Here is a 12,280-nt window from a genome sequence, read left to right as displayed (position 1 = left end):
CTTTTTAGTCTTGGTTTGTATTTCTGTAATAGATTTTATCGTCTAACCATTCTTGAACAGCAAGAGCATGAGGTTTTGGTAATTTCTCATAAAATTTTGATACTTCAATTTGCTCTTTGTTTTCAAAGATTTCTTCAAGACTATCATTGTAAGTAGCAAACTCATCTAACTTTTCAATCAATTCTTTTTTGATTTCGGAGTTGATTTGATTTGCTCTTTTTGCCATAATTGTTATAGCTTCATAAACGTTACCAGTACGTTCTTCAATTTGACTTTTGTTGTAAGTAATTGTGTTTACTGGTGCATTCGTCTTTTTTAAATCCATCACTAATTTATTTTAGAAAATTGTTTTAAATCGTTTTCAATTCGCGCCAACATTTCATCGGCTTTGCTTTTAAATTCTGTATTGGCATTTAATTTTACCAAATTGTTATAAGCATTTTTTGCACTTTCTAGACGTTCTTGCATTTTTGAAGGAACACTATTAATGGCTAACTTATAAGAAGAGTCTAATTTATAGTACAATGCTTTTTCTTTAAACGGCGTTCCTGGATAATTAATTATAAAGTTATCCAAAGCCACAACTGCCGCTTTATGATTTTCAATTGTATTGTATTGTTTTGCAGTTTCAAATGCTTTTTTCTCTAATTTTTCTCTTAAATCCTTTGCAACTATATTTGCTTCTGCTAAATAGGTTGATTCTGGATATTCATCAATAAAATTCTGCAATTTCTCAATTGCTTTGTAGGTATCAACTTGATCTAAACTAAAAACTGGAGAAAGTTTTGAATAACTTTTAGCTCCAAGAAATGATGCTTCCTCAAGTTTTTGGCTTTTTGGATAATTTGCTGCAAAACTTTCAAATTGATGACCTGCTAAATAATATTGTTTTGTATTGTAGAGCGATTGTGCATACATATAAAACATCTTTTCTGCAGAAGGTTTCCCTTTGTATGCTGGAGCAATTTGTTCAAACAATCGAATGGCTTTGCTGTACTTTTTTGCTTCATACATTTTTTCAGCCATGTCATATTTGACTGCTACATCTTCTGATTTCATTGCTTTTTGGTATTCGCTACAAGACGAAAAAAGCAAAACAAAAGCAATAAATACTAATAATTTCTTCATTTAATTTATTATTCAGCCCAATTTTAAAGCCTTTGATGAGTTTAAAAAAGCAACTGCAAATTTAGTTATTAATTATGGAATACAAAATATTTTTTTTCGATTAAAAAAACGACTACATATTCGTGATTTTATTCACAAAAGTATGTAATCGATTTGCTAAATCTTCATTAACATTTACCAAAGGTAATCGAACTGTATTTTCAGATAATCCAAGCGATTTGAATATCTCTTTAATTCCGGCAGGATTTCCTTGTTCAAAAATCATATCAATGGAATCAGCTAGTAAATAATGTAATTTATAAGCTTCATCTACTCTTTTATTTAACCCGAGACGAACCATTTCGGAGAATTCTTTTGGAAAACCTTCTCCAATAACTGAGATAACTCCTGCTCCTCCAGCCAAAACCATTGGCAAAGTAATCATATCATCACCCGAAATTACTAGAAAATCTTTTGGCTTATTTTTGATTAAAGTCATTGCTTGAACAATATCGCCAGCAGCTTCTTTAATAGCAACTACATTTTTAAATTCATTTGCCAGTCGTAAAACTGTTGAAGGCAACATATTACTTGCCGTTCTTCCAGGTACGTTATATAGAATTATTGGCAAAGGGGAAACTTCGGCAATTGCTTTAAAATGTTGGTAAATTCCTTCTTGAGTTGGTTTATTATAATAAGGTGAAACCGAAAGTATTGCGGTAAAATCAGATAGGTTTCTTGTCTTTAATTCGTCTATTACTTCTTGCGTATTATTACTTCCAATACCAAGAACCAAAGGTAATCTTCCATTGTTAGCTTCAACAATAGTCTGAATTACAAGCTCTTTTTCCTGCTTACTTAATGTAGCCGTTTCAGCAGTTGTTCCTAATACAACAAGGTAATCAATTCCATTGTCTATTTGGAAATTCACAATTCTTTTTAAAGCTTCTACATCTACAGAAAAGTCTTTTTTAAACGGCGTAACTAGAGCAACTCCAGTTCCAATAAGTGATTGCATATTAAATTTTATTAAGTATTCTTAAATATTTAAACAGTTCGTTTACAAAAATTTTGTAATTCTCGGCATTAGTGTCAATCATAAAATGATTTAATCGCTTATCAACAACACTAAAACCTACTTTAAAACTAGCTTTTGACAATTGAGAAACTAACAATAACGCTGCTTTTTCGGTATCATAATAGTTTATCAATAAATCAAATGGCTCGTTTACAAACTGTTGTGCTTCGGGTATTTCAATTTTTCCGTTCCAACTTAGATTTTTATAACTAAAAACAGGATAATCAAATGTTTCTGTTTTTTTTATTTTATTCTTAAAAACCAATACTTTAACATTAGTTTCCAAAATTCCTTCGTTAACCAATTCTTTGACTAAATCATCTTTCTCATAAAAATAAGTTTCGTCAAAAATAATTCCAACTGTTTTTATCAATCCATCAGAAGATGAAAGTTTTACATTCGATAAACTTTTCTTAACTGTTTTTTTTGTTAAAAGTTCCTTGATATAATTGAAAAACATTGTACTTTTACTTGGGTTACAAATTTACTAAATTTGGTGGCATTAACGATGGTAAAACTAAAAAACTATAACGTTGTATTGAAACATTTTGTTTTAATATTAACATTTTCGCTTTTCTTTTCTTGTGCAGAAAAAAAATATCATGTATCCAGAATTGAAGGTACAAAAATTGGAATTGAAAACACGCTTTCCGAAAGTTCTGAAATTGAAAACTTTATCAAACCTTATCGAGATAATATCAACACCGATTTAAGTCAGGTTTTGTCATTTGCACCGATAACTTTGGACAAAAATGGCACTTGGCAAACCTCGGCAGGAAATTTTCTTTCGGATATTACTTTGGAGAAATCAAATCCTGTTTTTCAAAAAAGAGAAAACAAATCAATAGATATTTGCTTGCTTAATCACGGTGGAATTCGCTCTATTATTCCCAGTGGAAACATCACTGCTAGAACAGCTTATGAAGTGATGCCATTTGAAAACACAACTATTGTTGTAGGTTTAAAAGGCGAACAAATTGAAGAAATTGCCAATTATATTGTTTCCGAAAAAAAACCGCATCCATTATCGGGAATGAGTTTTGTGATTGCAAAAGACAAAAGCGTAAAAGATATTTTGGTACAAGGAAAACCATTGGATAAAAATAAAATTTACTACGTAGTAACTTCTGATTACCTTGTAAATGGTGGTGACAACATGATTTTCTTCAAAAAAAGTGTTGAAAAATATGATTTAGATTATAAGTTGAGAAACGTAATGATTGATTATTTTAAGACTAATAAAGAAATCAAAGCCAATACTAACGAAAGAATAAAAGAAGAATAATTATGAAAAGAAGAGATTTTATTCAAAAAACGGCAATTAGTTCGGCTTTTTTAGGACTTGGCGGACTTTCGTTAAGCAGTTTTTCTTCAGTTAACACAAAGCATTTAACGATTTTACACACCAATGATGTTCATAGTTACATCGATCCATTTCCTGAAAATCATCCCAAAAATCCAAATATGGGCGGAGTTGCTCGACGTGCTGCTTTAATTGAACAAATTAGAAAAGAAAATTCAAACGTATTATTACTTGATGCTGGCGATATTTTTCAAGGAACACCTTATTTCAATTATTTTGGTGGAGAAATTGAGTTTAAGTTAATGAGCATGATGAAATATGATTTGGCAACCATTGGAAATCATGACTTTGATAATGGAATTGACGGCTTATACAATCAATTACCTAACGCTAGTTTTAGCTTTGTAAATGCTAATTATGATTTAAAAAACACCATTTTGGATGGTCATATCAAACCGTATAAAATCTTCCATAAAAACGGAATTAAAGTCGGAATTTTTGGTCTTGGAGTTGAATTAGAAGGTTTAGTTGATAAACGAAATTACAAAGAAGCGGTTTATAATAATCCTGTTGAAATTACTCAAGACATGACAAGAATTTTAAAGCACGAACAAAAATGCGATTTAGTGATTTGTCTTTCACATCTTGGGTATCAATATAAAAATGAACCTGACAAAATTAGCGATACCAAACTCGCTACTTTAACCAAAGACATTGATTTAATTATTGGCGGACATACACATACTTTCTTAGATAAACCTACTATTTTAAAGAATACCGATGGAAAAGATGTTATTGTAAATCAAGTTGGTTGCTATGGCTTAAATCTTGGTAGAATTGATTTTTATTTTGACAATGATAAATCAAAAATAATGGAAGGAAAATCAATCCTCATTTAATTTTTCAGCTTCAATTACATAACGATAAAAAGAATAAAAAGCCATACCGTTTAAAGTCATTGATAGTGGTCTTAAAATGCTGTCGTATTCATTATTCAAATAATATTTTTCTACAAATATTGAAAACTGAAGCATAACAAAAAGCATTGCGCTAATTAGTAAAATAGAGTTTTGTTTGTTATCATTCATCACATAATCTGACAGCGAAATTCCGGCAAAAACAGATATCAAAATATTTTGCAAAATCAAGATTATCAAACTGCTCTCAGGTAATTCTGGTGTTTCAAAATACAAATAGAAAAACACAATTAAAAATGGCGCTGTTGCAATTACAACCGGAATGTAATCTTTAATTTGATTGAGTCGAATAATTAAAAAAATGACTAAAATTCGATGTATGGTAAAGACAACTAATGCATAAAACAGTGATTCAAATGTATTTGGAATAAACAACAAATTAGTCACCAAAGACAAAAACATTAATACAATATATACTACATTTTTCTTTTCACTTTCCTCAATATACATCAGAATCAATGTTAAAGGAATAAGCGGTTTAAAAATCAGTATCAATGGTTTATATGAAAACGATTCTGCAATTACCTCAATTGCAAATACGAGAAAAAAAAGAAAGGTAAAGCATTTTAATATGGTATTCTTTCTAGGCATTTTCAAGTTTTATTTTTTTTGTAAAAGGAGTAAACCGTACTACAATAAATTTCTTTTTAAGGAAATATTATGTGAATTTACAAAAATTTTAACAAGAAAAATAAAAAAATATTAAAATTATTTTAACATTTCAATAAAATCATCTTCCGAAATAATAGAAATCTTTAATTGGCTTGCCTTTTCTAATTTGGCTGGTCCCATATTTTCGCCTGCTATTACAAAATCAGTTTTAGCCGAAATAGAACTTCCTACTTTTCCACCATTATCTTCGATTGCCTTTTTCAAATCATCACGAGAAAATTTTTCAAAAACTCCTGAAACAACAAATGTTTTTCCGGCTAATTTATCAGTAGCATTTGGATTGTGTTTTTCAATTATTTCAAATTGAACTCCAAATTGTTTTAAACGTTCAATTATTCTAATATTTTCAGGATTTTCAAAAAACTCAATTACACTTTGCGCAATCTTCTCACCTATTTCATCTACCAGAATTAAATCCATCAAAGAAGCATTTCGAATAGCATCAATGTTTTTATAATGTTTAGCCAGTTTCTTTGCAACAGTTTCGCCAACATATCGAATTCCTAAGGCGTATAAAACTCTTTCAAAGGGAATTTCTTTTGATTTTTCAATTCCATTTACCAAATTTTCAGCCGATTTCTGCGCCATTCGTTCCAACGGAATTACATCATCAACTTTCAATTCATACAAATCAGAATAATCTTTTACCAAATTATTATTGAATAACAAAGCAACCGTTTCTCCGCCAAGTCCATCGATATCCATAGCTTTTCGGGTTATGTAATGCTGAATTCTACCTATAATCTGTGGCGGACAACCATAAAAATTGGGACAATAATGATTAGCTTCGCCTTCTTTTCGTTCCAACTCAGAATTACATTCGGGACAATGTGTAATGTATTTTGTGACTTCAGCATTTGGATTTCTCTTAGAAAAATCGACCGCGATAATCTTCGGAATAATTTCGCCTCCTTTTTCTACAAAAACTTCATCGCCAATTCTAATGTCTAGTTTTTCAATTTGATCAGCATTGTGCAATGAAGCTCGTTTTACGATCGTTCCAGCCAATTGTACTGGTTCAAGATTAGCAACTGGAGTTATTGAACCTGTTCGTCCAACTTGATAGGAAATTGAATTTAATTTAGTCGAAACTTGCTCGGCTTTAAATTTATAAGCCATTGCCCAACGTGGTGATTTTGCTGTATAGCCAAGTTCGTCTTGATGCTGAAAACTATTCACTTTAATAACAACACCATCAGTTTCATAAGGCAAATCATGACGATGTTTGTCCCAATAATTAATGTATTCAAAAACTTCTTCCAAATTATTAGCTAACTTTGATTCCTTTGGAACTTTGAAACCCCAATTTCTTGCGGCTTCTAAACTTTCATATTGCGATGAAATTCCAAGGTTATTTCCAACAATAAAATACAACAAACATTCTAGCGGACGTTTGGCTACTTCAGTACTATCTTGTAATTTCAAACTTCCCGAAGCGGTATTTCTCGGATTAGAATAAGGAGTTTCTCCAATTTCAATCAATTCTTGGTTCATTTTTTCAAAACCTTCAAGTGGTAAAATAATTTCCCCACGAATATCAAATCTATCGGGATAATTTCCTTTTAGTTTCAGTGGAACCGATTTTATTGTCTTAATATTATTGGTTACATCATCACCTTGAAAACCATCACCACGCGTTACAGCTCGTTTCAGTTTTCCATTTTCATACGTAATACTAATTGATGCGCCGTCATATTTTAATTCACATGTATATTGCAACGGAACATTTCCTAACACTTTTTGAATTCGAGTTTCCCAATCTTTTAAATCGTCTGCCGAATAAGAATTATCCAACGAATACATTCTATAATCATGAACAACGGTTTGGAAATTTTTAGTAATAGTTCCGCCAACTCGTTGTGTTGGAGAATTTTCATCAAAAAATTCAGGATATTGATTTTCTAATTCTTGAAGTTGTTTTAGCTTTTGGTCAAATTCAAAATCGGAAATCGTTGGGTTATCCAAAACATAATAATTATGATTATGTAAATTGAGCTCTTCTCTTAAATCCTGAATGTTTTTTTGAATATCCATAAAATGAAATTGGCTATTTTAGTTGCAAATTGTGTGCACTAAAATAGCCAATATTTTTTAAAAGTATAAACTTTTATTGCTGAATAATTCCGTTGATTTGAAGGTATAATTGTCCGTCGCTTAGAATTGCTCCTTGAGAAATTAAATCAAACAATGCTACATTTCGTTCTTGTTCGTATTCTTTTTTACCAATATGAATTTCAACTAAATCGGTAAACATATTATCACTTAACCATTGTAAACCTTCTTTTTGCATAAAATCTGTTTCTGGAAGTACAGATTTTAAAACAATAGATTGGATTAGTTTTTCCTGGCAATGAAAAAGGAAAATGTAGTTTTTAGAAAAATGCTCTAAATAGTGAGCATTGGTCAAAACGCCTTCCCAAATCAAATCAGAGAAAACGTCTAGTTCTTGTTCGGCAACTTCTGGTTTTTCCGCTTTAATTAAATCCCATTCGGCTTTATCTATAGATTGTGTTGCTAAGAAGTTACTAAACTCCTGGTGCAATGCTCCAAATTGTTCTTTTGTTAATCTTCTATACTTCATGCTAATTTTTTTATATAAAAAAATCCCGACGTGAAATCGGGACTTTTAATTTTTGTATGTTGAAATATTATTTCTCAGCTACAATTTCGTATGGCAATTCAATTACTACTTCTCTGTGTAATCTCACAGTTGCAGCATATTTACCTGTACGTTTTACTACACCACTTGTGATAAATTTTCTTTCGATTGGTTGACCAGCAGCTTCTAAAGCAGCAGCAATATCAATATTAGTGATAGAACCGAATAATTTTTCACCACCTGCTTTTGCAGTAATTTTAATTTCTAAAGCTTTTAATGCTTCAGCTAATTTTTTAGCATCATCAACAATTTTAGCTTCTTTAAAAGCTCTTTGTTTTAAGTTTTCTGCTAAAACTTTTTTTGCAGAAGGTGTTGCTAATTGAGCAAAACCTTGTGGGATTAAAAAATTACGACCATAACCAGGTTTAACTGTTACTACATCGTCTTTAAATCCTAAATTTTGAACGTCTTGTTTTAAGATCAATTCCATGTTGTTGTCCTTTATTTGAGAAGTTAGCCCGCCGTGGCGAGGCAACAACTGTTAGTTTATATTATTTTAATAAATCAGCTACATATGGCATTAAAGCTAAATGACGAGCTCTTTTTACCGCTACTGATACTTTTCTTTGGTACTTTAATGAAGTTCCTGTTAAACGACGAGGAAGAATTTTTCCTTGCTCGTTAACGAATTTTAATAAGAAATCTGCATCTTTATAATCGATGTATTTGATTCCTGATTTTTTGAAACGACAATATTTTTTAGTTTTGTTCGTATCAATGTTTAAAGGGGTAAGATATCTGATATCTCCGTCTTTTTTTCCTGAAGCTGATTGTTGCAAATTTGACATGATAATTAAGCTTTAGATTCTTTTAATTTTGTTCTTCTTCTTTCTGCCCAAGCAATTGCATGTTTGTCTAAACTTACAGTTAAGAAACGCATAACTCTTTCGTCACGTCTAAACTCAGTTTCAAAAGCAATTAACACTTCTGGAGCTACTTGGAATTCGAATAAATGGTAAAAACCACTTTTTTTGTTTTGGATTTCATAAGCTAATTTTTTTAAGCCCCAATCCTCTTTAGATACCATCTTTGCTCCTTTTGACGTAAGAAAATCTTCAAATTTGCTTACTGTTTCCTTTACCTGTACTTCAGATAAAACGGGATTTAAGATGAAAACAGTTTCGTAATGATTCATAATAAAATGTTTAAAATTTTAAATTGGGCGCGAAGATATAAATATTATTTTATTACTCAATCAAAAAGTTACAGAAATCGTCAAAAAGTAAAAAATATCGTTTAAATGCAAAAAAAATCGACGAAATGCTTGGTGGTTACAAAAAAACTACATATTTTTACAGCACCAAATCTATAATAAAAGAAAATATGAAATTAAATTGTGTTGTAGTCGATGATAGTTCTATACAAAGAATGATCATTGCAAAGTTAGTAAATAATCATCCAAATTTACATTTAGTAGGTGATTTTTCTAATGCAATTGAAGCAAAAAATTGCATGTCGGTTCATACTGTTGACTTAATCTTCTTAGATATCGAGATGCCAGTCATTAGTGGATTTGATTTTCTTGACGGATTAAAAGTAAAACCCCAAATTATTTTTATTACGTCAAAAGCGGAATATGCTATGAAAGCATTTGACTATGATGCTACTGATTACCTACAAAAACCTATCGCTTTAGACCGATTTAATTCATCTGTTAGACGAGCAATGGAATTCCATATGCTTAAAAGAGAAAACCATGAAGAAGATGGCGAACACATTTTTATCAAAAGCAACCTTAAAAAACTAAAAGTTTATACTAATAAAATTAAGTGGATTGAAGCTTATGGTGATTATGTAAAAGTAGTTACTGAAGAAGATAGCAATTTGGTACTTTCTACAATGAAATCATTTGAAAAAGATTTACCAAGCGATAAATTCATCAGAGTTCACAAATCCTACATTATTAATATAGACAAAGTAGAACGTTTTAACAGTAAATTCGCAGAAATTGGTGTAACAAAAATACCTTTAAGTCGCAACAAAAAAGAAGATTTGATTAAAGCTTTAGCTTTAGCCTAATAAAAATCAACATTTACAGTAACTTTAATTGTTCTGTATTGCGAAACCATATCAAAACTATTCAGTACTTTCTGGATAGTTTTTTTTGTGGTTTGTAAATTCGTATTACTAGGAATTTTTACGATTATCGTTCGGATGTATTCATTTCTAATTCTACTAATTGCTGGTTCTTCTGGACCAAGAACTGGAATAGAAAGACTTTGTTGTAACACTTGATACAACCACATCGAACCTTCTTTTAGTTTTTCAAAATCTCGGTGTTTTAACGTTAACCGAATTAATCTAAAAAACGGCGGATATTTATAAATTTGTCGTTCATAAAGTTGTTCTTTAAACATTCCTTCATAATCATTATTGGTCACTTGCTGAATAATATTATGCAACGGATTGTAGGTTTGGATAACCACTTTTCCTCTTTTCTCACTTCGACCAGAACGACCAGAAACTTGAGTTAGCATTTGATAACTTCTTTCAAAAGCGCGAAAATCAGGATGATACAACATATTATCGGCATTCATTACGCCAACTAACGAAACATTATCAAAGTCTAAACCTTTGGCAAGCATTTGCGTTCCTACCAAAACATCAATTTCACGATTTTTAAATCCGTCGATGATTTTTTCAAAACTGTATTTTCCGCGAGTTGTATCTTGATCCATTCGCTTTATGTTCTTCGTTGGAAACAATTCTGCTAATTCCAATTCGATTTGTTCTGTTCCAAAACCTTTGGTTTCCAAATCCACGCTTGAACACGCATGACAATTGGTTGGTTTCGCAATACTATGTCCACAATAATGACAACGCAACTGATTTTTAAATTTATGAAAAGTCAAACTTACGTCACATTGCGGACATTGAGGCACGTGACCACAAGTCAAACATTCAATAACAGGAGAAAATCCGCGACGATTTTGAAATAAAATTACTTGTTCACCATTAGAAAATGCTTCGGTGATTTGCTCGATTAAAGTTAAACTAAAATGACCTTTCATCTTTTTACGGAAATAGCTGTCTTTCAAATCGACCAACTCTATTTCGGGCATTTGTACATTTCCAAAACGTTCTTTCAAGGAAACTAAACCATATTTTCCCGAAGTTGCGTTATAATAGGTTTCGATACTTGGCGTTGCCGAACCCAATAAAACTTTGGATTGATGGGAATTTGCTAAAACAATTGCCGAATCACGAGCGTGATATCTTGGTGCTGGATCGTGTTGCTTGAATGTTGCTTCGTGTTCTTCGTCAACGATGATTAATCCTAAATTAGAAAAAGGTAAAAACAAAGCCGATCTTGCTCCAATAACAATTTGAGCTTTCTCAGAATTTTGAAGCACATTTTGCCAAACTTCTACTCGTTCATTATTATTATACTTCGAATGAAAAACGGCAACTTTATTCCCAAAATACTGTGTTAATCGAGAAACAAGTTGGGTTGTTAAAGCAATTTCAGGCAAAAGATATAAAACCTGTTTTCCTTCCTTAATATAATGTTCTATTAATTTCGTATAAATCTCTGTTTTTCCGCTGGAAGTTACGCCGTGTAAAAGACAAATATCTTTTTCAGTGAATGCTTTTTCAATTTCAGTAAATGCGGTTTGCTGTGCATCGCTTAACGCAAGCTGATTTTCAGTTTTATTTTTATCAAAATTTACTCTGTCTTCCTTAATATGATACTCTTCAAAAATATTTTTTTCGACCAATGCTTTTACAATCGATGATGAAGCGCTGGCTGTTTCAGCTAATTGTTTTATCGAAATAGGATTTTTTTGTTGAGCATGCAATTGAAAATACTGCAAAACCAGATTTTTTCTTTTATCGGATTTTAAGTTATCCAAAAGTTCAACCAACTTATTTTCTTCTTGATAATCTTGATGCAAGCGAATGTATTTAACCAATTTTGGTTTGTATTCTTCTTGAATTTCTTCTTGAAGCGAAATAATATTTTTGTGCAATAATTTTTGAATTACCGGAAAAACCGTTTTCTTATTCAAAATAGCAACAATATTTTGAATTTTTAACGACGATTGATGTTGCAACGCTTCGTAGATTAAAAACTCATCATCAGATAATTCGGTTTCATCAACAACTGTTGAAGTTTGTAACGTGATGATAGTTTCGCTTTCTAAAACCAATGCCGATGGCAAAGCGCCACGATAAACATCGCCAATGTTACACATATAATAGGAAGCAATCCAAAACCAATGACTAATTTGAAGTTCGTTTACGATTGGTTTTTCATCCAGAATTTGATGAATTTCTTTGGCTTCGTATAAAGTTGGCGGATTTTGATGTAAATCGATTACTAAAGCTGTGTAAACTTTGTTTTTACCAAATGGAACAGAAATTCGCATTCCTTTTTTTATGAAATAATATTCAGCTTCTGAAACCTTGTAAGTAAAGGTTTTAGGTAGTGATAACGGAACTATTACTTCTATAAAATAATTCATTTAAAAAATGCGATTAGT

At 31.1% G+C, this 12,280-nt stretch carries 14 protein-coding genes; 3 read left to right on the top strand and 11 right to left on the bottom strand.

Annotated features, from left to right (window positions below; all coding sequences use genetic code 11):
* Window positions 1-4 precede the first annotated feature (4 nt).
* The 4 genes from G6042_RS13815 to G6042_RS13800 form a co-directional block, all read right to left on the bottom strand.
* Window positions 5-325 (bottom strand): DNA-directed RNA polymerase subunit omega, encoded by a 321-nt coding sequence (locus tag G6042_RS13815; RefSeq protein ID WP_169525026.1) that lies wholly within the window; start codon window positions 323-325, stop codon window positions 5-7.
* A 2-nt stretch (window positions 326-327) separates the two neighbouring features.
* Complete coding sequence (locus G6042_RS13810; protein WP_169525025.1) at window positions 328-1,128, bottom strand: outer membrane protein assembly factor BamD; 801 nt, start codon at window positions 1,126-1,128, stop codon at window positions 328-330.
* A 112-nt stretch (window positions 1,129-1,240) separates the two neighbouring features.
* Window positions 1,241-2,125 (bottom strand): 4-hydroxy-tetrahydrodipicolinate synthase, encoded by an 885-nt coding sequence (gene dapA, locus G6042_RS13805; protein WP_169525024.1) that lies wholly within the window; start codon window positions 2,123-2,125, stop codon window positions 1,241-1,243.
* A 1-nt stretch (window position 2,126) separates the two neighbouring features.
* Window positions 2,127-2,645, bottom strand: coding sequence for a DUF6913 domain-containing protein (locus G6042_RS13800; RefSeq protein ID WP_169525023.1), 519 nt, complete (start codon window positions 2,643-2,645; stop codon window positions 2,127-2,129).
* A 78-nt stretch (window positions 2,646-2,723) separates the two neighbouring features.
* Between G6042_RS13800 and G6042_RS13795 the strand changes: the two genes are divergently transcribed.
* Window positions 2,724-3,470, top strand: a complete 747-nt coding sequence (locus G6042_RS13795) for a 5'-nucleotidase (RefSeq protein WP_317168100.1) — start codon at window positions 2,724-2,726, stop codon at window positions 3,468-3,470.
* 2 nt (window positions 3,471-3,472) lie between these two features.
* On the top strand, window positions 3,473-4,387 hold the full coding sequence (locus G6042_RS13790) for a bifunctional metallophosphatase/5'-nucleotidase (protein WP_169525021.1): 915 nt from the start codon (window positions 3,473-3,475) through the stop codon (window positions 4,385-4,387).
* Here G6042_RS13790 and G6042_RS13785 read toward each other — a convergent pair.
* From G6042_RS13785 to rpsF, 6 genes are all read right to left on the bottom strand, one after another.
* The gene (locus G6042_RS13785) at window positions 4,373-5,056 is read right to left on the bottom strand and encodes a lysoplasmalogenase family protein (RefSeq protein WP_262887315.1); all 684 of its coding nucleotides are present in this window, start codon (window positions 5,054-5,056) and stop codon (window positions 4,373-4,375) included. The genes G6042_RS13790 and G6042_RS13785 overlap by 15 nt on opposite strands.
* A gap of 117 nt (window positions 5,057-5,173) precedes the next feature.
* The gene (ligA, locus tag G6042_RS13780) at window positions 5,174-7,171 is read right to left on the bottom strand and encodes an NAD-dependent DNA ligase LigA (protein WP_169525019.1); all 1,998 of its coding nucleotides are present in this window, start codon (window positions 7,169-7,171) and stop codon (window positions 5,174-5,176) included.
* A gap of 73 nt (window positions 7,172-7,244) precedes the next feature.
* Window positions 7,245-7,718 carry a DUF6495 family protein gene (locus G6042_RS13775; RefSeq protein ID WP_169525018.1) on the bottom strand — a complete coding sequence of 158 codons (474 nt, stop codon included), beginning with the start codon at window positions 7,716-7,718 and terminating at the stop codon, window positions 7,245-7,247.
* Between the two features lie 67 nt (window positions 7,719-7,785).
* Window positions 7,786-8,226 carry a 50S ribosomal protein L9 gene (gene rplI / locus G6042_RS13770; protein ID WP_169525017.1) on the bottom strand — a complete coding sequence of 147 codons (441 nt, stop codon included), beginning with the start codon at window positions 8,224-8,226 and terminating at the stop codon, window positions 7,786-7,788.
* 61 nt (window positions 8,227-8,287) lie between these two features.
* Entirely contained in the window at window positions 8,288-8,584 is a 297-nt protein-coding gene (gene rpsR / locus G6042_RS13765) for a 30S ribosomal protein S18 (RefSeq protein ID WP_169525016.1), read from the bottom strand.
* A 5-nt stretch (window positions 8,585-8,589) separates the two neighbouring features.
* Entirely contained in the window at window positions 8,590-8,931 is a 342-nt protein-coding gene (gene rpsF, locus G6042_RS13760; RefSeq protein ID WP_169525015.1) for a 30S ribosomal protein S6, read from the bottom strand.
* A gap of 188 nt (window positions 8,932-9,119) precedes the next feature.
* Here rpsF and G6042_RS13755 point away from each other — a divergent pair, with 188 nt between their 5' ends.
* Window positions 9,120-9,815 carry a LytR/AlgR family response regulator transcription factor gene (locus tag G6042_RS13755; protein WP_169525014.1) on the top strand — a complete coding sequence of 232 codons (696 nt, stop codon included), beginning with the start codon at window positions 9,120-9,122 and terminating at the stop codon, window positions 9,813-9,815.
* Here G6042_RS13755 and priA read toward each other — a convergent pair.
* On the bottom strand, window positions 9,812-12,262 hold the full coding sequence (priA, locus tag G6042_RS13750) for a replication restart helicase PriA (RefSeq protein WP_169525013.1): 2,451 nt from the start codon (window positions 12,260-12,262) through the stop codon (window positions 9,812-9,814). The genes G6042_RS13755 and priA overlap by 4 nt on opposite strands.
* Window positions 12,263-12,280: the final 18 nt, after the last annotated feature.

Source organism: Flavobacterium solisilvae (assembly GCF_012911605.1).
GTDB classification, from domain to species: Bacteria; Bacteroidota; Bacteroidia; order Flavobacteriales; family Flavobacteriaceae; genus Flavobacterium; species Flavobacterium solisilvae.
Note: the sequence above shows the minus strand (reverse complement) of the source record. Positions and strands in the feature narration are given on the sequence as shown.